The following is a 21,549-nucleotide window of genomic DNA, read 5'->3' on the forward strand; positions in this document are numbered from 1 at the left end:
ATTTATTGAAAAAAATGCTATATATAGAAACGACCAGCCGATATTTAGTAAAATTATTATCAATAGGTGGGAATAAAATAATGGAGATTAAACGTTTTGAGGAAAGTTTTATCAAAAAGGATTATTTAATCGGACCCACGAAAAAGTACTATATCGTCACGGTAAAGATTGATAAAAAGAAATATAAATTTATGATTATTAAAGATGGTACGATTATATACGAAGGATATGAAGACGGTTTAAAACTTGCGAAATATTCCTCTTTGCTTAAGCTTTATAGCGTTGACCGATTAGCGTTAAACACAACAAAGTTAAGCATGATTCATTATAAAGAAGACAGGCCAAATGGTAATCCATGGGTGAAAGATTCTAATATAGAATTGCAACGCCATATCGATCAGTTCTTAGAGGGGAGTACCTCTATCACTACGATTCCAACGTTAGAGCCAAAAGATAGAAAAAGAGAATATCAGCTCTACAATAATGAATATAAAAGTAGAGTTGTATACGAGTATCTGTTCAACTCTTTGTCTCATAGAGAATTGGACGAAAGTATATTAGGATTAGATCCGAAAGAGAGTCGAGGCTACCAAGCGATGGGTATCCTACATCATATTGGTCTTCGGGATAATCATAAGGGTATCTTTAAGGATGTGTCTCTTGAAGCTGCTATTTTAAACTTAAAAAAACAGGAAGCTGATTTCAGCAAAGTAGTTGAGTTTCTTGAAAAAATCCAAATACACATTATAGAAGAAGAGAGACTAGGTAATATAATAGCAGCAGACATTGAAGCTGAGTTATCGGAAGAAGACTCTTATTATAAAGATGGTGCGGTTAAGGAATACCATGGTAAAAGGTACGAAAGAAATCCAGAGAATAGAAGAAGAGCTATAGAATCTCATGGATTAAATTGTGTTGTCTGTGGTTTTAATTTCGAGGATTTTTACGGAGAATGGGGAAAAGATTTTATTGAAGTTCATCATCTAAATCCTCTTAATACAGTTCAAGCTGAAGTTATAATTGATCCAGAAAAAGACCTTGCACCCGTGTGTTCAAATTGTCATAGGATGCTCCATAGGAAGAAATACAACGTATTAAGCATCACAGAGCTTAGAGAAAAATTACAGAGAATGACTTGGTGAGAATAGTTTTTGATTCCGTACGTTTGTTGGCTGATATTCCTTCTATTGATACTATATACTTCCGCACCGGAGGGAAAGTTATGAGTATTTACGAGAAACTATTTGAATTATTTCCAGATGCACAAAGTATAGCTTTGGCTGGATTGTATGGAGAGAGTATATCGGAGTTTCAACTCAGTGATAACATTTTTATTATGAGTAAAAGGGAAGAGTTCGATAATTTATATCATCCAAGACTAGGACCATATGTAATAAAACCTGACTATTATTTAGTGGGAATATCAAGTGACAAAAGATACTCTATGCCATTTAGAAAGTTAAATAAGGTAAGTGATGTACTATCGTCTATTTCCTTAGCGCATCAAGCATTGTGTATATTCCATAATGCACCTTACAGTTTAGGTGAAGTGTACGGCTTTCTAAAAGGAAGTCATGGGAGTTATGGGTTATCTGACCCATCAATTTCTGGAAGAAATGTAGAGTTGGACTTGGATTTGTTCAGACTGGATACAATGCCGCATTCGTTTTTTAATCGCTACAAGAATGAGAAAAAGTTTGATGATGAGGTTAAGAAATTCTTTGAACAAATGGCAACTGAATATGTAGAAGGTAAAGAAAAAAAGTGGCTCCTAGCTGCAACTAAATATACCTCTGGAAGGTGTAAAGTCTTCGCAGAGGATGCCATACTGGACTTAGCTGTTTCTCTTGAAAGCTTGCTTTCCTTCGATAATGAACAAATAGGATATAAATTAAGACTTCATCTTGCACTGCTTGTTGGTGAAACTTACAGTGAGCGGCTTCAAATTAGAGAAGATGTTAGAAAATTCTACAATTTCAGAAGTACCGTTGTACATGGTAGTAAACTTTTGCTAACAGAAGAGAAAATCGCTGTTGTAGAGAGAGTTGGAAAGTATATAAGCAAGGCTTTAATAAAAACGTGTGGTAAGAACATTAAAAAAGAGGTTATTCCAGAACTTGAATACATGATGTTATTGGGTACTCCAAGGTATTTAAGCGAGAGGGTAATGGTTAGAGTGTCAGAATTGGAAATAGTAGATTCAATATGCAAATTTCACGGTATAAATAATTACGTATCTTATGAAGCTTTTTTTGAGGAAAACGCTAATCCTGACGATGATAACGCTGATTTATTGATAAAGTTTAATTTTGGGAATGGTAAGTCGGAAACATATCCTGCATCATTCTATCTTTCAAGAGTCGTAGGGCTAATGCAAGTAAACCGTTTTACTCAATGGCTGACACGGGAAGAAGAGAAGGGGTATTGTTATTTAATTAGTTACAGCACCAAGCCAAATTAGCTCCTTCCATTATTGACAATTTTCATTTGGAATCTGGTATGCATAACATGAGAGGGATTGAATAAAAAAGGATATACATATATTTTAAGATGGTAAAGTCACTTATAATTTGATATGATAAATGTATAAAATTTCATACATAAAAGTGAGTTATCGTTTATGCAGAGCCGGATCAATTCCATGCGGTTCAGGAAGCGTTCAAGAATGCGGGGGTCACCGAATTTACGGTTGCCGAGCTGACGATGCTGGCACAAAATTTCGTCACCCTGCCGGAGGACGGAGTTGCCCAGTTCGAGAAGCTGATCGATGCGTTGGAAGACCTCGAAGACGTCCAGCAGGTGTATCATAACGTGGAGTTTGAAGATTAAAGCTTTAATACATTCTCGACTTAAATTATAAAAAAACCATCGAGCTCTTAGAGACGGGACTTAGTCTCCAGACGAGCTCGATGGTTTTTTTTGTTTCACCGGAAAATATACATGCTCATGCGAGGAATGGCCGGAGGCCGATTACTCTTGATCCTGATGAACGATGATCACTTCGGCAGCCGTAATTGGCGGCAGCGATTTCGTCATGACCGGCGAATGATATGCTGTAATTTTGGTGCCGGGTGCAAGCTCTGCATCCGGGCCAAGTCCGGCAATAATCTGTGTATCCTTCGAAATGTTGAGGATCACGTCATTGTTGGTGGAGGAATCCGATCCCACATTGATATAGAGCTGTTCCTTTGAATTCCGCTCCGATTCGGCGACGGTTCCTTCGATCTTCGGAGCCTTCGTATCGGATACCACAATCTTGTCGGCATGGGTCCGGGCAGGATAAATCAGCGTCATCACCTGGGAGTACAATGCCTCAATGCGCACGTCTTCCTTCAAAACGTCGCGGCTGAGCGCAGCTCCATTCTTGTCTACGATCTCCGTCTCTTCGTCCACCGTTAAGATGACGTAATTCACGCCGCCGGTTTCAAGAGCCTGACCAATGACGGTGATCGTGCCATCTGTCGTGTCCGTGATGATGCCGGTCGTTCCCGCAGGCTGGTCAAGATCAGGCAGCTCTGCAGCTTCGGTGTTAACCAGGATATAGTTGGTTGTCGATTGCGGAGGAAGGCTCATGGCAACGGCCGGACCATAGAACGACTTCACCTGCATGCCGGCTTTAAGCTCGCTTTCGTCCAGCGTATTTCCGTTCTGGTCAATGATTTTAGCTTTCGGATCAAGATGGAGCCGGATGGTCTCCTCATTGGATGTGTAGAGGTTGTGTCCTTCCACAAGGATACCGGCTTTGCTGATTTCAGAGATGGTTCCGTCTATCGCCGCAAAGTCTCTGTCCAGCGCGATGATAGTCAATGCTTGACCTTGTGCCGGCAGGCTTTTGGTGATGTTCGGGCTGTAAAATGCTTTGATCGCTTTGTTCTTATCGATAATAGACTGCAGCTGCACTTTATTGCCTTTGGCGTCGATGATCTTCGTATCTTGGTTCACCGACAAACGGATCTCGCTTTGGTCCGCAGGCCCGAGCCCGCGTCCGGTTACGGTAATCCATTTCCCATTGCTGTCATTTGCGTAATCCGTGATATAACCCATCGTTCCAGGCACAACTTTCACTTGCTGCTGTACGCTGCCTTGACCTGAATTTAAGGTGGGAGACACTGCCTGCGCGCTAACAGCCGGCATGGCTGCCATCGCAAGGAGTGTTGTCGTTGCGAGTACTTTGTAGATTTTGTTCATTACGGGTCTCCTCCATTATTATGTAGATTGTCCTAACGCGATAGGAAGTAACCAGGCACGATTTTCTTGGTAAAATGTGCTGGATTCATAGTCATAGACGGTAAAAAGATGCAAAGGTTGCAGTCCGCAAAAAAACGGGAAGCAAAAAGCTCAGACTATTTTTTTAACCGGATGAACAGGATCGCCGTATTCCAATTGATAAACTTCCGGTTTACAATTCGGCTTGATATAGGATATAAGTTATCTAATTGATCATGGATGTTAATGGAGTAATCAAAGGGGGAATTCGTTATGAACCTTCATGCTCTTCGAATATTTAACGATGTCTCCAAAACAGGAAGCATCACGCGTTCAGCACAAAACCTCCTCTTAAGCCAGCCGGCAGTCACCGCGCAAATTCGAAATCTTGAGCGCGAGCTCGGTTTGAAGCTCGTTGAGGCCAGGGGAAGGAATATCGGTCTTACCGAAGCGGGTGAGCTTCTGGCTCAGCATTCACAGCGGTTATTCGCAATGGAGGCTGAAATCGAGGGCGTCATGGCTGCGATGAAATCAGGACTCCTGGGAAGCTTGAAAATTTGCGCGACGGAGCTTCCGGAACATACGCTGCTGCACAGCTGGGTAGCGCGCTATAAGCTCGAGCATCCCGAAGTGGCGATCCAGCTGCTCAAGGGCCATGCCCGATCTGCTTTGCAGCGATTGCTGGAGGAACAGGTCCATATTTCGGTCGTTTTCGGCAATTGGCCGATTGAGGATGATGCCGTTGATTATTTCACCATCATGGAAGATGAGCTGATATTTGCAGTCCCAGACAGCCACGGGCTTGCGGGGCGGGAGGTTACGCTCGATGAACTGGTGGAGGAGCCTTTTGTCATGAGAGAGGAGGGGAGCTACACGCGCAACCAACTGCTCGCGATCATGCGATCCGCCGGATACGATCAGCCCCGCTGCTCGATCCTGATCGAAGGACTGAAAGAAACGGCTGAGGCCGTTAAATCAGGCTTCGGCATCGCGCTTTTGCCTTCGCTGTTCGTGAAGAAAGAGCTTGCTTCCGGTCAGCTTAAGCGGATCCATGTCCAAGGTGTGAAGCTGCCGCATCCAATTCGGGTGTGCACGCGAAAGCACGGGACCGAATCGCCCGTCATTCGCTTATTCATTTCCTTTATCCAATCCGATATAAGGACGGCAGACCAGACAATCGAAGGATGAGATGCGCTTAATTATGATTCATCCATTTTTTTTATGAATCCGCTTGAAATCCATATTATTCTTTTTTCATGCCATACGATACACTCGGGATAACCGGGGCGCCAATTACGAGTATGGAGGAGAGAGAATATCGATCATTCATAACAACATCAAAATACGTCTTATCGAAATTTTCTTAAGCTCGACGATCGGAAATATGATATTCCCGTTCATGTCCATTTACATTTCCGGGCACCTCAACCCGAAGCTGGTTAGCGTCTTGCTCATAACCAATGTCATTCTTGGCATCGCTGCAAGCTTGTTAGGCGGATATATAGGAGACCGTTTCGGCAGGAAAAGATTGATAGCTGCAGCGGAGGGGGTCCGATGCATCGCATTTGGGGTCATGGCGGTATGGAATTCGCCTGATCTAACGATTCCTGAGGTGACGTTGGGCATGCTGGTCATCCATGCCGTGTGCTCCGGAATGGTTGGGCCAGCCAATCAAGCTATGCTGATCGATGTAAGCACGCCCGAACAGCGTAAAGGGATTTACTCCATGGTCTATTGGATCAACAACCTATCTATTGCCATCGGGAGTCTGATTGGAGCTTTTATGTTCCGGGAATATTTATTTGAACTGCTGCTTGCCCTTGTTATTACTTCATTCATTATTTGGTTGCTGATCGTAGTTCTGATTCAAGATCCTTACAAGCCCCCGGTAGAACAGCAAGGCACTGCGGGCCGGCATTTGCGGCTCATGCTGAGCAGTTATAAGGATGTATTCGCTGACCGGACGTTCATCCTGTTTGTGGTATCAACGGCTTTGGTTCTCTCCATGGAGTTTCACTTGAGCCATTATATTGGTATGAGACTTGCCGGGGAGATGCCTGAGCAGCGGCTGCTGTGGTGGAACATAAGGGGGATAGAAATGACCGGCATCCTTCGAACCGAGAACACGATTCTTGTGGTGACTCTGGCTTTGTTCGCGGCGCAAACATTGAGAAGGCGAAACGAGCGGACCATCCTGTGGTTGAGCTGGATCGTATTTGTCGGCAGCTATGCCGTCATCTCGTACACAACCCAGGCATGGCTTCTGGTCCTAATGATGGTTGTGGCTTCCTTGGCTGAAGTGGTGCGGGTACCCATCGAACAAAGCTATTTCGCATCGCTGCCGCCTGAGCATGCCAGAAGCTCCTATTTGGCCGTGAGCAGTCTGAAACACAACCTGACGCTGCTAATTTGTTCGGTCACGGTATTCATTAGCACCTATGTACCGGATTTTGTGACAACGCTGCTCATTACACTTACAGGAACTGCCGGTATCGTCATGTTTATGCGAATAATGCCGGCCTTCGATCAAAGACCGGCCGCAGGGTACACATCAAGCCAGTAAGGGAAACGAAGCCTGTATGGAAATAAGGAGAATTACAAATACACGATTATTAATAAGAAGGGGCGCCTAGCATGAGAGAATTTATATTTGAGCATTTGGATTTCGTACGGAATCAGACAATGAATATCCTCCACCAGGTGTCCGACGCGGAAGCCGAGATGATCCCGGAGGGCATCAACAACCATATAAAGTGGAATGCAGGGCATATTTATTATACGCTGGAATCGTTTGCTTTCGTTGTGAACGGCGAACCGGCGGAGCTGCCGGAAGCATACCGGGAGCTGTTCCAATCCGGGTCGAAGCCAAGAGAATTTAAGGGGGCATGGCCGTCGATGGAGGAGATCATCCAGCATCTTGAAGGTCAGGTTCGACGGATCGAGGAGCGATACGCCCATCGTTTGCAGGAAGCCGTGAAATCCCCGTATACGACCTCCAAAGGCTTGAAGCTCACGACCGTAGAGGAATTTCTTAGCTTCTGTCTCTACCATGAAGGCATGCATTTTGATAAAATCAAAACGATCCTGAATAGGGTAACGTACGTAAAGTAGCCATGGCTGGAAGTCCTTTAACGGACGCTTTTGCACGGATTCAACCTTAAATCAGTTGAGAATGCTTAAGCGTATGAAGGGAATGATCATATTCATAACGAATGTGACGCTTATGCCAACAATGGCAGGATGATCAAAGGGGGCTGATTCGTAGTTATTCAAGCACATCGCTTTATTCGACGAACCGCATTTGCGACTCTATTGAAGTTATTAGATCATTAAATAACTTTAATAAGGAGCGCTTTAAGATGCATATCGTGACAGAAAGATTGATCATACGGGAATTCGTTGAAAATGATTGGAATCAAGTACTGGCATACACCGCGGATCCGGTCGTGATGAAATATATCCCCGGGGGCGTATTTACTGAAGAGAAAGCGAAGCAGTTCGTGCTGCTCCATCAGGGCAAGAACGCCAAAAATTATGCGGTTACCCTTAGAGAGGGACAAGCGCTGATCGGTCATATCGTGTTTCACCCATGGTTCGGCGAGCACACGTACGAGATCGGCTGGGTATTCCATCCCGGATACCAGCGTAATGGATACGCAACGGAAGCCGCTGCATCCACGCTTAAATTTGCCTTCTGCAACCTTGGCTTGCATCGGGTCGTGGCTACCTGTCAGCCGGAGAACATCGCTTCTTACAAGGTGATGGAGAAGATCGGCATGCGCAGGGAAGGACATTTTATCCAGTGCATTCCAATCGAAGACGCCACCTGGTGGGACGAATACTATTATGCTGTGCTGAAAGCGGAATGGGTGCTTCGTTCAAGCCGGAACGGCAGGGATACGGAATAGGTGGCTCCTCAAGTGTGGGGAACGGAGCCTAGCGGCGAGATAACCAGCATGTGGAATCGGCCTTAAAGTCGATTAAGGATGCCAATTGAAAAAGGTCTTCGTCCTATCAAAGGATGGAGACCTTTTTTTGTTAACCGATTCGGCGTTACCGACATCCGGCTAGTCTTCAACCTGTGAAGGCAGCAGCACCCTGTTCTCAATCGGGGACGACATGACGATCAAGGTCGTGGAATCGCCGAATTGCCCTGTTTGGTTGATGAAGGCTTCGAGTGCACGCATCGAGTCGCAGACCACTTTTATAAGATAATTATGTTGACCGCTGATACGGTGGCATTCGACAACCTCGTTCGATTGCTCGCAGAAAGCAATGAAATTCTCGCAATGCTTCGTATGGAACAGTAAATACGCCATACAGTGCTTGTTCAGCTTCTCAGGCGACACGACGGCCCGATATCCGATAATGACGTCCTGCTCTTCCAGCTTGCGGACCCTCTCGGTTACCGCCGGCTGAGACAACCCGATGAGCTTGCCCAGCTCCGTCATGGAAAGCCGTGCTTGATTTTGCAGCATTTCGAGGATTTGCACGTCCGTTCGATCCACTTACACACCTCCTTAGAAAATAAAGCGAAAATCCCGAAACTTCCTTGAAATTCGCGGTGATAATCATGAAAAACCTTTAATTTTCCATTCTCGCCTGCGCCTTTATCATATAGGATTAAGCCATGAGATGCAAAGCATAAAAAACGGAGAGGAGAGCAGCTATGTCCATGTTATTCAGTCCGATTACCATCCGCGGCGTCCGGTTAAAAAACAGAATCATGATGTCGCCGATGGGAACGTTGGCAGCAGACCAAGAAGGGAAGCTAACCGAATGGCAGTATTTGCATTAGCGGCGCGAGGGCAATAGGCCAAGCGGGATTAATCATGATAGAGGTGACGGCAGTCGAGAGGATGGGAGCCGATCCGGGAGGATTGGGATTATGGGATGACGGGCAGGAGCAGCGGCTTCGAGAGCTTGTGAGCATGCTGCACCGTCAAGGGACGGCTGTCGGCATACAGCTGGGTCATGCCGGCAGGAAGAAGGAGCAAGGCATCGGCTATTCCTCGTCAGGGGCGGCGTATCGGGGGAGAGGGACGAATCCGCTGACGATTGCAGAGACGGAAAGAATCATCGAGGCCTTTAAAAACGCGGCCGTCCGTGCAAGGCGAGCAGGCGTTGACGTCATTGAGCTGCACGGTGCTCACGGGTATCTCATCAATGACTTTCTGTCCCCATTAACGAATCAGAGAGAAGATATTTATGGAGGCTCAAGGGAGAACCGGTACCGCTTCCTCGGGGGGATCATCGAGAAGGTGCGCCAGGTTTGGAGCGGTCCTTTATTTGTTAGAATCTCTGCTGAAGAATACCATCCTCTTGGAAACCATATCGAGGATCATCTTGACTATGCCGAGCGGATGAAAGCGCAAGGGGTCGACTTCATCGACGCGAGCAGCGGGGGCGTAACCGATCAAAAACCGGAGGTATACCCAGGCTATCAGGCTGCCTATGCTGAAGCGATCCGACGTCAGACCGGCATGCCGACCGTTGCAGTCGGTCTGATTACATCCGGGAAGCAGGCTGAAGAGATCCTGCGCAAGGGTCAGGCCGATATCATCGCGGTTGGCCGCGCCCTGCTGAAAGACCCGTTCTGGCCACGGGCGGCAGCCGAGCAGCTGGGAGAAACCATACCTGAGCCGGCCCCATACCGTAATCAATGGTTCACCACCGGATATACCGAGGGTTAAAAGCAGAAACGATCAAGCCAAATCGATGGCTGTTATTCGGTACGTGCTGCCAAGACTGCTTTAAATTTAGCGCGGTATGCTGCCGGTGGTATGCCCTTCGTCATGGTAAATAATCGCGTGAAGTAATGAACGGACGAAAAGCCGGTACGCTCTGCAATGAGCTTAATGGGGTCATCGGAATTCGTCAGCATTAGCTCAGCGGCCCGAATTCGCTCCGTTCGGACGAAGCTGGAAAATGACTCATGAATGCAGGTAGCGAACAAACGCGACAGCTGGCGCGAGGAAATATTCAAAAATCGCGCAACCTCGATTAAAGACAGCTGCTGGCGGCCCAAGTTATCCCGGATGTAGAGCTTTGCCCGCTGAACGAGCTGGGCGGAATGGGAGAAGCCGGAGGAAGATTCCGGTCCTTCCGGGAGCGAAGGCTTTCGGCCGAACAGTACGGCAAAGGACTCGAGCAGCGCATGTGCGAGGGGCGGCAAGAGCGTAACCGGCAGTGATTGTCCAGGCTGTTCATGGATGAGCAGCGATTTCCACAGATGGATTGAAGGAGCTTCGCGGGCATCCTCAATCCATACCGGCCCTCCTTCCAGCACACGTAAGTAGTTCATGGCGTGATCCTCAGCCGGATCGTTCCGTACTTCAAAGGCAACGAATAACAGATCCAGTTGGTGGACGTTTTGGATTCTATGATAAATGTCCGGCCGTGAACAAAAGGCGGTTCCTTGTTGCAAGGGATAATCCACCCCGGCTTCAGTATAGACGCCTTCGCCATTGTCAACGTAACAAATCTCCAGGAAGGAATGCTTGTGCATCGCGTTGGTAGCCAAATTCCGGACGCTTCCCCAATAATGCACGAGGAAGGAAAGATGCTCGCCCGGAAGATGCCCGGCATACCGATTGAGCCGTTCCTCGCTGTGAGTCCATTGAATCATTGTATGAACACCTCCTTGGCGTAATTGTACAAATAGTGGTCCTCGCTGTGCAAATACGTCGATGCATGACCTGCCTATAATGAAACCAGAACCATAACAAGATTGAGGAGGGTTTCTACGGCATGATCAATGAACAAGATGTTCAATTTTACAAAGACTATGGGTATTTGCTGGTCCGGAACGTGTTCGATCAGGCGGAAGTGGAAGAGATGAGGGAAGCGGTTGAGAAGATTATCCGGAGGGCGGCGCGAGCCAAGGCGGATCAGAACCACGCTTGGCAGGGCGATTATCTGCCGCCCGAGCAGCTGAAGAAGCTGGTGCTGAAAGGGTTTCATGATGTGCACTATCATGATGCCGCTTTCATGCGCGCCGCCATTCACCCGCGAATGACCGCCGTGCTGCAGCAAATCATCGGACCGAATGTGCAGCTGCATCATTCCAAAATGCTGGTGAAGCCTCCCTCAAACGGAGCGGCCTTCCCCATGCATCAGGATTATCCTTACTTCCCTCATCGTGATCATACCATGCTTGCGGCGAGCATTCACCTCGATGATGCGGATACAGAGAACGGGTGCCTGTGTGTCGTACCCGGTTCGCACAAAGAAGGAATACTCCCTCATGTAGGCTCGTACTACCTGAACCACAAGGAATACCCTATATCCTCAGGGACGCCTTGCCCGGCCTCGGCGGGAGATGTGCTCTTCTTCAACTATCTGACCATCCATGGGTCGGACGTAAACCGCAGCGAGCGAACAAGGCGAAACGTGTTGTTCCAATATCGGGATGCTTCGGATCTTCCGACGGCGAACGTTCACTTTGATTGGGGAATGGGGCTGATGGTCAGCGGCGAAAACCCCGATTTTAATAACGTGAAGCCGAAATACGAGATTCTGAATGAGAAATGACATTGGCGCGGGTTTGACTTTGATGAGTGAAAGATTAACAATCTCCGGCCTTCATGGCGGAATGCTGAACAGGGATCCTATAGATCCCTGTTTTTTCATTTCCTTTCTTCGTTTGCGGCAAGTGTCGTGCGCGCCCGGCCCAGCCTGGAAAATATCGGGGGAGAGCGCAGATGTGGTAAAATGGAATTATCTGAACGGATTCTGATCCTATGAATTTATGAATAACGATACGCCGATAAAGAGTTTCAGGGAAGGTCGGGGGAAGTGATGCAGAATGTAAGCCGCTCCTACAAAAATAAAGGAAGCAGAACAAGGACGATCCGGCGAATCGTCCTTTCAGCTGCTGCCGTGATTATGGCCTATGTAGTGTATGCGGGCGTTGTCATTTGGACTTTCGGAGCAAAGGCCGAGCCTGTAAAATCCGATGCGGCCATTGTGCTAGGGGCCGCTGTGTGGGACGGAAAACCCTCTCCCGTATTCCAGGGACGCATTGACCATGCTTTATGGCTGTATGAGCATCAGTATGTAGATAAGCTGATCTTTACGGGAGGACGGGGCTCCGCCCTTGAGTCAGCCGAATCCGAGGTTGCCCGGGATTACGCGCTTGCCCGGGGAGTTCCGGAAGCAGATATTATGATCGAAACGGCATCCAAGATTACGGAAGAGAATTTGTCCTATGCCCAGGCGGCAGGTGAACGTGAAGGATTATCCACGTATTTGATCGTCAGCGACCCGCTTCATATGAAGCGAGCGATGACGATGGCAGAGGATTATGGAATGATAGCATATCCGTCACCGACGGATCGGAGCGCATACCGAACCCTCCGAAGTAAGATTCCTTTTCTTCTTAGGGAAATGTTTTATTACACGGGTTATGTAGTGCTGTCACCTTTTCGCTGATTAATCACAATACGGGCAGCTGAATCGTAAAGCTGGTCCCCCGTTCCGGAGAGCTCTTCACATCAATCGATCCGCCGTGATTATGGACGATGTTTTTCGTGATCATATACCCGAGCCCGGTTCCGCTGTCCTTCGTTGTATAGAAGGGTTGTCCCAATGACTTGATCTGCTCCGGCGTCATGCCAATGCCATCATCCTGGACGATGATGCGGACATCGCTGTCACTTTGGTGGATGGAGAGTGTAATCGTTCCTCCTTGATCCATCGCCTCCATGGCGTTCTTCAGCAGATTGATGAATACCTGCTTCAGTTGATTCGTTTCCCCGTGAACGTACACGGGCTCGGCCGGGTAACGCGGGATGATCTCGATATTGTTCATCGCGGCCTGGACCTTCATCAGGGTAACGATTTGTTCGATGATGTCGAGCACGTCAAGCGGCTTGCTGACATGGGCGATTTCAGGCTTGGACAGCACCAGCAGCTCATTGACGATCAGCTCAATCCGTTTGAGCTCCGATTCGATGATATCAAAATAAAGCTTATTGCTCTTCTCCGAAGTACGAAGAAGCTTGATAAACCCGTTAATCGACGTTAGCGGATTACGGATCTCATGTGCGATGCCAGCAGCCAATTGTCCTGCCGTCGTCAGCTTCTCGGACTGCATGATGCGATCCTCCTCCATTTTCTGCTCGGTTATATCTTTGAATATACTAAGCGCCGCCTTCTCTCCTTGATAGGTCGTGATGAGCGTGAAACCGGAGACGATTTTCTGTTGTCCGTCGAAACAATTGATCAGGTATGTAACAGGCCCGATTTCCCGATATTTCGCGTAACGCGTCCTTCGCCTTGCAAGCTTATGATGCGAGGAAGGATCTACGACGACATCGGTTGAAATTCCGATCACGTCAGCGGCATCCGAGGCATGAAGCAGCCGCAGCGTAGCCTGATTAACGTACTGGACAATTCCGTTCTTTGTAATGAACGCGGATAGCGGGAGCTCCTCCAGCAGTTCCAGGAAGCCATCCTCCCTCTCAGACAGTTTCATTTCCTTCTGTACAAGCTGTTCCTCCAGCTCGTAAACAGGTGTCAGATCCTCAAATTGGACCAAGCAATGGCGGATCGGCGCTGGCGCTTCAGCGGACGCCGAGAAGTGAAGCTTCAAGTGCAGATTCCGTCCCTCAGGATGTTCGTATTTCACATCAACGTGGAGTGCCGTCATCGGGGAAGGCTCCAATCGACCATCTGCTGCCTTTTGCCTGATCACTTCCAGAATTCCTCCGTCGTTTAACGCTCTGAACGTTCCATCCATTACTTCTTGTTTGGAACAGCCTAATAACTCGCACAAAGCTGCATTGACTTGAAGCACTTCTCCTTCCATTGAAACGATCGCCATTCCCATGATAGCGTGTTCAAAAGCAAAATCCTGATAAGGGACAGAATAGGGGAGCACAGCAAGTCTCCTTTCTATTGACTGTATGGTTTGATTACCCCCTATTATATGTTCAGGATGCGCTTTCATCAACGACAGGAGCGAATAGAATAGGAGAGTCGGTCCATGAACGGATAGACAATGGGGCTCTCCTGTAATCACCGGGGCCGCCATATTGCATTCATGCTCAATATTCAGTATGATTTAGCTGACAATGCATAGGTCGATGTGTGACTGGCGCGACATGGGGAACCATGAGGGAGCACATGGATGACGACAGCCGTACGCCTGGGCAGAGGTAAGGGAAGTTTATTTTCCTTTACCTCTTTTTTAATATTTTTATCTTGAAAAGGGGAATGGACAACGATGTATAAAACGAAAAAAATGCTGCTGCTGGGATCCGGGGAACTCGGAAAGGAAGTCATTATCGAAGCGCAGCGATTAGGCGTGGAAACCGTGGCGGTTGACCGATATGCCGACGCGCCTGCTATGCACGTCGCACATCGCAATTACGTAATCGACATGCTCGACGGCGCCAAGCTCCGGGAGGTCATTGAGCGGGAACAGCCAGATCTGATCGTTCCCGAGATCGAGGCCCTGGCCACATCCGAGCTGGTAAAGCTGGAGGAGGAAGGCTTCCGCGTCATCCCTACCGCAAGAGCGGCCAAGCTGACGATGGACCGGGAGGGCATCCGCAGGCTTGCCTCGGAGAAACTCGGATTGCCGACGGCCAGATATCGCTTCGCGGACAACTATGAACAATTCGAGGTTGCGGTAAGGGATATGGGCTTTCCGTGCGTCATTAAGCCGCTTATGAGCTCTTCGGGAAAAGGCCAGAGCGTGTGCCGATCGGAGAGCGACATCCAAGCATGCTGGAATATCGCAATGGAAGGGGGGCGCGTACAGAACGGCCGGGTGATCATTGAGGAGTTCATCACCTTCCAATCGGAAATCACGCTGCTAACGGTTCGTTCGGTGAGCGGGACGAGCTTCTGTCCGCCGATCGGACATGTGCAGGAAAGCGGTGACTATATCGAATCCTGGCAGCCTCATCCGATATCCGAGCTGCAGATGAAGGAAGCCGAGCGCATCGCAAGGGCCATTACCGATGAATTGGGCGGCTTCGGCTTGTTCGGCGTCGAGCTGTTTCTGACCGAGGACCAAGTGTATTTCAGTGAGGTATCGCCGCGCCCGCACGATACCGGATTGGTTACGCTGGTCACGCAAAATCTCTCCGAATTTGCGCTTCATGTCCGGGCTATCCTTGGTTACCCGATCCCGGAAATCGAGCTGATGACCCCGGGTGCCAGCCGGCCACTGAAAGCACCGGTGGAGCTGGATAATTATGTGATAACGGGTGCCGAGCAGGCGCTCTCGGTTCCGAACACCCAGCTTCGTCTATTCGGCAAACCTGTTACTAAGGCCGGCAGAAGAGTGGCGGTGGCCTTGTCGACCGCAGGTGAGGTGGAAGAAGCGCGATCCCGTGCCAAGCAGGCATTGGACAAGCTTGCGGTGGAAGAAGGATAACGGCAGCGATAACCGAGTTCGGGAGTGCGTCTTGTTCGCTTAACCTTGGTATCAATGGCTCTTGAAGAATAGAATAGGGTTCTTAGCGAGAGGTCAGCCGGTTTGCATCCGGCTGGCCTTTTTTTCATAAGAGAATAACGATAGATCCATATGTCCTACATGCGATCTGACGATCGGCTACGCATCCCATGGAAATTATTTAGATTTTGAACATAAACCTGCATCACATTTGCCGTTGTTCATGATAAGATACACAAGAAAACGGCATTCGTGCTGCGGACGGACCAATCGCCGCTGGAGTGATCTAACATGCAGTCCGAAACCATACATATTAGAAACAAGATGTTGAATGACGACTATCACATCATAGGAGATGCGCGCAATGAAAGATATGACACAAGGCAGTCCGATTAAACTGATCATCATGTTCACGATCCCGCTGTTAATCGGCAATCTGTTTCAGCAATTCTACAACATGGCCGATACGCTCATTGTCGGGCGCACGATCGGCGTGAACGCACTGGCGGCTGTCGGATCGACCGGAAGCATTATGTTTTTTATTATCGGATTTGCGCAAGGCTTGACGGCCGGCCTTTCCATCATAACTGCCCAGAGGTTCGGGGCTAAGGATATCGCAGGCGTGCGTAAAAGCGTCGGTACGAGCTTTTGGATCAGTATCGTTTTTACCATCGTCCTGACCATCCTTAGTGTCGTGTTTACGAAGCCGGCCCTCGTCATGATGAATACGCCGGTTGAAATATTGGATGATGCTTATTCGTATCTGATCGTAATCAATGCAGGTGTCGGTGCGGCAGTGCTATTCAACCTGCTGGCCAACCTGCTTCGGGCGCTTGGGGACAGCCGGACTCCGTTATTATTTCTGGTGATCGCCAGCATTTTGAATATTTTGCTGGATCTAGTGTTTATTCTTGTCTTTAAGATGGGCGTAGCCGGGGCAGGGCTTGCTACCGTCATCTCGCAGCTGTTCTCCTGCCTGCTCTGCCTGATCTATATCCATAAAAAGGTTCCGCTGCTGCAGTTCAAAACGGCCGACTGGTCGATCGATTGGGCGTTTATCGGTCAGCATATGCGGGTGGGATTCCCGATGGGCTTCCAGGCCTCGATCATCGCGATCGGCGCGATTATTCTTCAAATTACGCTGAACGGGCTCGGTGCAATGGCGGTTGCGGCTTACACAGCGGCCCAGAAAATCGACATGCTCGCAACCCAGCCGATGAACTCCTTCGGCGTTACGATGGCAACCTTTGCGGCGCAAAATTTCGGGGCAAACCGGATCGACCGGATTCGGCTCGGCGTCAAGCAATGCATTTTGCTTTCGGGATCGTTCAGCATCCTGGTGGGGGCACTTGTTCTTTTTGCAGGCCCGTCCGCCGTCTCGTTGTTTGTCGGTCAGGGACAGGAGCAGCTGCTTGATCTCAGCGGGCAATACTTCTTAGCGAACGGAACAACCTACTTGCTCTTGTCGTTGCTGTTCATATACAGGTTTTCGCTGCAAGGACTGGGCCAGAGCTTCATCCCTACAGTCGCCGGCATTATGGAGCTGATCATGCGGGTCGTTGCCGCCATGTTCTTGTCGGCGCTGATCGGATTCCCCGGGGCATGTCTTGCCAATCCGCTGGCTTGGCTGGGTGCGCTTATTCCGCTTGGAACCGCGTATTATTGGAGCATGAAAAAGCTGAGCAGACCCGATCAGCCCGCTCCGATCCCGGTTCAGACGTGACGGAATACCCCGGTCAACCTAAAATAGTAGAACACTTAAATCTTGAAATTTTATTTCCAGCAAGGAGAGACGGGAATGAGGACGATTTTGATCATCGACGATGAGCCGAATATCCGGGAAGTTCTTGTGTCGTATCTCCAAAGAGAACAGTACCGGACGCTGGAGGCGGCAGATGGTAAAGAAGCATTGGAACATCTGCGAGACGAAAGGATTGACCTGATCATACTGGATTTGTTGCTGCCCGATATGGAAGGCGAGCAGCTCTGTGCCCGCATCCGTTCATTCAGCCCGGTTCCGATCCTGATGCTGACGGCGAAGTCCGCAGCAAGCAGCCGGCTCAAGGGCTTTTCCTCCGGAGCGGACGATTATGTACTGAAGCCGTTCGATCCCAGGGAGGTTCTCGCACGGGTCAAAGCGATCTTGAGACGGGCAGGAGATGATGCCCAGCTGCTGTCGGACGTTACGGTGTATCGCCACGGAGCTCTTGTCATTCATTCGGGCAAGCATGAGGTGACCTGTTATGGACAGGCTGTGGGCTTAACGCCCAACGAATATAAACTCCTCGTATTGCTGGCGAAATATCCGGGGCGGAACTTCTCCCGCGAGGAGCTTGTTGAACGTATTCTCGGTTATGATTATGACGGCGATATCCGCACCATAGACCAGCACGTCAAAAATCTTAGGCACAAGATCGAGGAGGATCCCAAACAACCGAAGTTTATTATCACGGTGTACGGCTTTGGTTACCGGTTCGGGGGCGAGGATACATGAAGCGAAGGCTGGATTTGCGGCTGGCTGCCATCATCATCAGCATCACGACGGGCATCTTGATTATGTTTACTGTGATCAGTATTCTGACCAATCATTATCATATTGCGATGTATCAGCAGCAGACCGCGGAAGGGCACGGGATCGACCAGCTGAATTACCATTTGGAGCAGGCTCAGATGCAATCGATCATACTGACCTGTATTCTGTCGATCGCCCTTGCCTCGGTGACCGGCATTTACGTGGCCAGGCGGATCTCCGCTCCGCTGGTTCAAATGAAGCAGGCAGCCGAAAGGATGACGCGAGGCGATCTGGGCACCCGGATACATGTTCACGGCGAAGACGAGCTGGCAGGACTTGGCGGTTCGCTTAACGAGCTGGCTCAGCAGCTTCAGAAGCAGGAGCAGCTTCGCAGAAGCATGACCCAGGATATCGCGCATGAGCTGCGAACGCCGTTAACCACGTTGAAAAGCCACACCCGTGCTTTGGAAGACGGAATCTGGGAGCCCACGGCTGATCGGTTTCACACTTGCTTGCAGGAGATCGACCGCTTGATCGACCTCGTCACCGAGCTTGAGGATCTGCATGATATGGAATCGCCAGGTTTCCGGCTCAGCCTCGCCACGCAGGATATGTCGAAGCTGATGGAGCGGGCGGTGTCGCTTGTCAAACCCATGTATCTTGAAAAACAGGTGGAGCTGGCGTATTCCAGCGGTCCGCCGATACCAGCGATGGTCGATGCCGATCGAATCCACCAGGTGCTGGTGAACATCCTGAGCAATACCCTCCGACATACGCCTATGGGAGGACGGGTGCGAGCCGAGCTAATCGCCGATCATGAGCATGTGCTGGTGCGTATCGAGGATAACGGAGATGGCATCCGTCCGGACGACTTGCCCTTTATTTTTGAAAGATTGTACCGCGGGGATAGATCAAGAAACCGGAACAGCGGCGGAAGCGGCATGGGACTTGCTATCGTGAAGCGACTGGTAGCCGCCCACGGCGGCCAGGTATGGGCCGAGAGCCTGGGCGCGAATCACGGCAGCCGTTTCTTCATTCAGTTGCCGATTAAGGATACCGATTGAGGATGCCGATGCCGCCGATTGAATGGCCGACTCAATATAGCATAACGAACAGCAAGCGCCACGGAAAGGCGCTTGCTGTTTTTGTTATGTCATAATCAAGGGTAGCTCGTAGGGGCATCAAGTTAGGAAGACCCATTGGAACTTTAGAGTTTAATTCCATTGCCCTGCTCCCCTGTATCCCGCTTATTCCGCTGCAGACCGGGACTGCGAGGGGGTCATCCCCTTGTACTGCTTATAGAGCTTCGTGAAATAATTCGGGTTGCTGCAGCCGACGATCCCGGCAATTTCCGTGATGGTTAAGGTTTGCTCCTGAAGCAGCTTCTCCGCCTCATTCATCCTGGTGAGGTTGACGAAGTCAACGAAGGTCCGGCCGGTAAGCCTTTTAAACATTTTGCAGAAATGGAAAGGATTCAAGCCAACCTGCGCGGCAGCTTCCTCCACGGAGATTTTCTCGCCGATTCGGGTTTCGATCCGGCTGATCAGCTGCTTGTAACGCTCCCGATTGGCAAAATACGGCTCAGACGGTTTCTCCGCCAGCTGAGTGGGCAGAAAGGCGCGCGCTAGCTCTACGAACAGGGTGTAAAGCTTGGTCTTGGCAATCAACTGGTACGCCGGGGGCCGGGTGCTTAATTCCTCGATGATTTCCTCAATCAGGTTATCGTAATGATGGGTCTCCGCCTTGACCTCGGCAGGCTTTACGGGAAAACGCAGCTTACCTTCAAGATATGGGGCTACATACCGGCTGTGGAGGGGGTCATGGATGAAGTCGTTAAACAGCGATGCGTTGACCACGATGCAATCAAACCGAATATCCCCTTCCTCGCTTGCAAAGCCGACATGAAGGCTTCCGCCAGGAATAATCATGACATCGCCGGGCTTCATCGCATACGGGGCCGTGTCGATATGAAAAACGGCATGGCCCTCTCGCATGCGAATAATTTCGAAGTGCTCGTGCCAGTGAAGATAAAGGATGCAGTCCCGATTACGCGCGTTCGGATTAAAGTTGCGGAAGACCTGGACCGGGTAGGCTTTATAGTCAAGCCTGGTGTTTTCGTGCAGCTCTTTCGGATTGGACATGGGCTCACCTCAAACCGCAAGATCAGAGTGGTAATGCACAAGGTTATATAGAGATTAAGTAAAAATCTGCTTATATAATGAAGTTGCTTCATTTACAGTAAGCCAATATCGGAATGATTTCAACCGGGTACGTATCTCTCACTGGGAAATCGATTTGTGCGGCTAATCCGCAAGCTTTTCCCAAGTCCAGGGATGGAGCGTGCCTAAAATAAAATCTGATGTGAGGAGCCTGAGATAATGAATAAACCATTTAAAGTCGTTGTTGCCGGTTGCGGCCATATGTCGAATACATGGGTGGACTATGCAAAAGGAAGAGCGGATACCGAAATCGTAGGTCTGGTGGATATCCAGGAATCCTTCGCCCGAGCCATGGCTGACCGCCACGGTTTAGGCTGCCCGGTATTTACCGATGTCACCGACGCAATTGAATCGACCGGAGCCAATGTGGTATTTGACGTAACGGTCCCTGCCAGCCATTTCGCGATCAGTACTGCCGCCCTGAAGCAAGGATGTCATGTTTTTAGTGAAAAACCGCTTGCTGAATCCATGCCGGAATGTCTGGAAATCGTGCGTCTGGCGCAAGACACGGGGCGAACGCATGCCGTGATGCAAAATCGCCGCTTTGATCCGCGCATACGGGCATTCAAGGAACTGATTGACAGCGGTTCCATTGGGAAGCCGGGCTTTATGGCTGCCGATTTTTTCCTGGGTCCGCATTTCGGCGGATTCCGGGATGTTATGGATAGTCCACTTCTGCTGGATATGGCGATCCACACATTCGACCAGGCGCGCTTGATCAGCGGAGCGGATCCCGTATCTGTATACTGTCACGAATTCAACCCGCCGGGGTCATGGTATGCCGGCAATGCGATGGCCGTATGCATCTATGAGATGTCGGATGGTTCAGTATTCAACTACCGCGGCTCTTGGTGCGCGGAAGGGGTTCAGACCTCATGGGAAGCCGCTTGGCGGGTGACGGGGGAGATGGGCACCGCCATCTGGGACGGACATGACGAGATTTATGCGGAGGTTGTCGCTGCCAGCGATCAAACGGGCGAGTTTATCCGGAAATATGAGCGCATAAACGGAGTGCTCCCGGAGATGGCGAAGACCGGTCATCATGGCTGTTTGGAGCATATGTTCGATTCCCTTATGAGCGGGACGAAGCCGGAAACCGACTGCAGCGATAATATTTACAGCATGGCTATGGTTCTCGCCGCCTTGGAAAGCGCCAAGACAGGCCGCAAAGTGATGATATCGGATGTTCTGGGAGCTTAATAAAT

The 21,549-nt window shown here is 49.4% G+C and carries 18 protein-coding genes, 2 pseudogenes and 1 riboswitch; of the genes and pseudogenes, 15 read left to right on the plus strand and 5 right to left on the minus strand.

All coding sequences use genetic code 11. The features are described from left to right. Window positions 1-80: 80 nt before the first annotated feature. The 3 genes and pseudogenes from BBD41_RS27500 to BBD41_RS27510 all read left to right on the plus strand — a co-directional run. Window positions 81-1,142, plus strand: coding sequence for an HNH endonuclease (locus tag BBD41_RS27500; protein ID WP_206098271.1), 1,062 nt, complete (start codon window positions 81-83; stop codon window positions 1,140-1,142). 80 nt (window positions 1,143-1,222) lie between these two features. Continuing rightward, window positions 1,223-2,461, plus strand: a complete 1,239-nt coding sequence (locus BBD41_RS27505) for a HEPN domain-containing protein (RefSeq protein WP_099479852.1) — start codon at window positions 1,223-1,225, stop codon at window positions 2,459-2,461. A gap of 149 nt (window positions 2,462-2,610) precedes the next feature. Next, window positions 2,611-2,829, plus strand: a pseudogene (locus BBD41_RS27510) (YebC/PmpR family DNA-binding transcriptional regulator); the annotation flags it as partial. A 141-nt stretch (window positions 2,830-2,970) separates the two neighbouring features. On the opposite strand, the gene BBD41_RS27515 reads toward BBD41_RS27510, so the two are convergent. Next, window positions 2,971-4,188 (minus strand): peptidase, encoded by a 1,218-nt coding sequence (locus BBD41_RS27515; protein ID WP_099479854.1) that lies wholly within the window; start codon window positions 4,186-4,188, stop codon window positions 2,971-2,973. Window positions 4,189-4,479: 291 nt separating this feature from the next. Here BBD41_RS27515 and BBD41_RS27520 point away from each other — a divergent pair, with 291 nt between their 5' ends. The 4 genes from BBD41_RS27520 (at window position 4,480) to BBD41_RS27535 (ending at window position 8,114) form a co-directional block, all read left to right on the plus strand. After that, window positions 4,480-5,394 (plus strand): LysR family transcriptional regulator, encoded by a 915-nt coding sequence (locus tag BBD41_RS27520; RefSeq protein ID WP_099479856.1) that lies wholly within the window; start codon window positions 4,480-4,482, stop codon window positions 5,392-5,394. Between the two features lie 169 nt (window positions 5,395-5,563). Continuing rightward, the gene (locus BBD41_RS27525) at window positions 5,564-6,769 is read left to right on the plus strand and encodes an MFS transporter (protein WP_269467210.1); all 1,206 of its coding nucleotides are present in this window, start codon (window positions 5,564-5,566) and stop codon (window positions 6,767-6,769) included. Between the two features lie 71 nt (window positions 6,770-6,840). Next, a complete protein-coding gene (locus BBD41_RS27530; protein WP_077566682.1) occupies window positions 6,841-7,317 on the plus strand; it encodes a DinB family protein in 477 nt (158 codons plus the stop codon). Between the two features lie 248 nt (window positions 7,318-7,565). Further along, window positions 7,566-8,114, plus strand: coding sequence for a GNAT family N-acetyltransferase (locus tag BBD41_RS27535; protein WP_077566681.1), 549 nt, complete (start codon window positions 7,566-7,568; stop codon window positions 8,112-8,114). Between the two features lie 159 nt (window positions 8,115-8,273). Here BBD41_RS27535 and BBD41_RS27540 read toward each other — a convergent pair whose 3' ends face one another. Continuing rightward, the gene (locus BBD41_RS27540; protein WP_077566680.1) at window positions 8,274-8,714 is read right to left on the minus strand and encodes an Lrp/AsnC family transcriptional regulator; all 441 of its coding nucleotides are present in this window, start codon (window positions 8,712-8,714) and stop codon (window positions 8,274-8,276) included. 161 nt (window positions 8,715-8,875) lie between these two features. Here BBD41_RS27540 and BBD41_RS27545 point away from each other — a divergent pair. Further along, a pseudogene (locus BBD41_RS27545) lies at window positions 8,876-9,899 on the plus strand (oxidoreductase). 32 nt (window positions 9,900-9,931) lie between these two features. Here BBD41_RS27545 and BBD41_RS27550 read toward each other — a convergent pair. After that, the gene (locus BBD41_RS27550) at window positions 9,932-10,834 is read right to left on the minus strand and encodes a helix-turn-helix domain-containing protein (RefSeq protein ID WP_099479858.1); all 903 of its coding nucleotides are present in this window, start codon (window positions 10,832-10,834) and stop codon (window positions 9,932-9,934) included. Window positions 10,835-10,956: 122 nt separating this feature from the next. Here BBD41_RS27550 and BBD41_RS27555 point away from each other — a divergent pair, with 122 nt between their 5' ends. Both BBD41_RS27555 and BBD41_RS27560 read left to right on the plus strand, forming a co-directional pair. Then, window positions 10,957-11,739, plus strand: a complete 783-nt coding sequence (locus tag BBD41_RS27555; protein ID WP_077566677.1) for a phytanoyl-CoA dioxygenase family protein — start codon at window positions 10,957-10,959, stop codon at window positions 11,737-11,739. A 267-nt stretch (window positions 11,740-12,006) separates the two neighbouring features. Next, window positions 12,007-12,639 (plus strand): YdcF family protein, encoded by a 633-nt coding sequence (locus BBD41_RS27560; protein WP_099479860.1) that lies wholly within the window; start codon window positions 12,007-12,009, stop codon window positions 12,637-12,639. Between the two features lie 4 nt (window positions 12,640-12,643). Here the strand turns inward: BBD41_RS27560 and BBD41_RS27565 are convergent, their stop codons facing one another. Next, window positions 12,644-14,089, minus strand: a complete 1,446-nt coding sequence (locus BBD41_RS27565) for an ATP-binding protein (RefSeq protein ID WP_077566675.1) — start codon at window positions 14,087-14,089, stop codon at window positions 12,644-12,646. Window positions 14,090-14,288: 199 nt separating this feature from the next. After that, a riboswitch (ZMP/ZTP riboswitch) is annotated at window positions 14,289-14,369 on the plus strand. Window positions 14,370-14,434: 65 nt separating this feature from the next. Between BBD41_RS27565 and purT the strand changes: the two genes are divergently transcribed. From purT to BBD41_RS27585, 4 genes are all read left to right on the plus strand, one after another. Beyond that, window positions 14,435-15,595: a formate-dependent phosphoribosylglycinamide formyltransferase gene (gene purT, locus BBD41_RS27570; RefSeq protein ID WP_099479862.1), complete on the plus strand. Its 1,161-nt coding sequence runs from the start codon at window positions 14,435-14,437 to the stop codon at window positions 15,593-15,595. Window positions 15,596-15,977: 382 nt separating this feature from the next. Beyond that, window positions 15,978-17,336: an MATE family efflux transporter gene (locus tag BBD41_RS27575; RefSeq protein WP_099479864.1), complete on the plus strand. Its 1,359-nt coding sequence runs from the start codon at window positions 15,978-15,980 to the stop codon at window positions 17,334-17,336. 75 nt (window positions 17,337-17,411) lie between these two features. After that, the gene (locus tag BBD41_RS27580) at window positions 17,412-18,107 is read left to right on the plus strand and encodes a response regulator transcription factor (protein ID WP_099479866.1); all 696 of its coding nucleotides are present in this window, start codon (window positions 17,412-17,414) and stop codon (window positions 18,105-18,107) included. Beyond that, window positions 18,104-19,189, plus strand: a complete 1,086-nt coding sequence (locus tag BBD41_RS27585) for a sensor histidine kinase (RefSeq protein ID WP_099479868.1) — start codon at window positions 18,104-18,106, stop codon at window positions 19,187-19,189. The genes BBD41_RS27580 and BBD41_RS27585 overlap by 4 nt, the downstream gene beginning before the upstream one ends. Before the next feature lie 183 nt (window positions 19,190-19,372). Here the strand turns inward: BBD41_RS27585 and BBD41_RS27590 are convergent, their stop codons facing one another. Further along, complete coding sequence (locus tag BBD41_RS27590; protein ID WP_077566670.1) at window positions 19,373-20,266, minus strand: helix-turn-helix transcriptional regulator; 894 nt, start codon at window positions 20,264-20,266, stop codon at window positions 19,373-19,375. A gap of 237 nt (window positions 20,267-20,503) precedes the next feature. Here BBD41_RS27590 and BBD41_RS27595 point away from each other — a divergent pair, with 237 nt between their 5' ends. Continuing rightward, on the plus strand, window positions 20,504-21,544 hold the full coding sequence (locus tag BBD41_RS27595; protein ID WP_099479871.1) for a Gfo/Idh/MocA family protein: 1,041 nt from the start codon (window positions 20,504-20,506) through the stop codon (window positions 21,542-21,544). Window positions 21,545-21,549: the final 5 nt, after the last annotated feature.

Origin of the sequence: Paenibacillus ihbetae (assembly GCF_002741055.1) — a bacterium.
Lineage (GTDB): Bacteria > Bacillota > Bacilli > Paenibacillales > Paenibacillaceae > Paenibacillus_AQ > Paenibacillus_AQ ihbetae.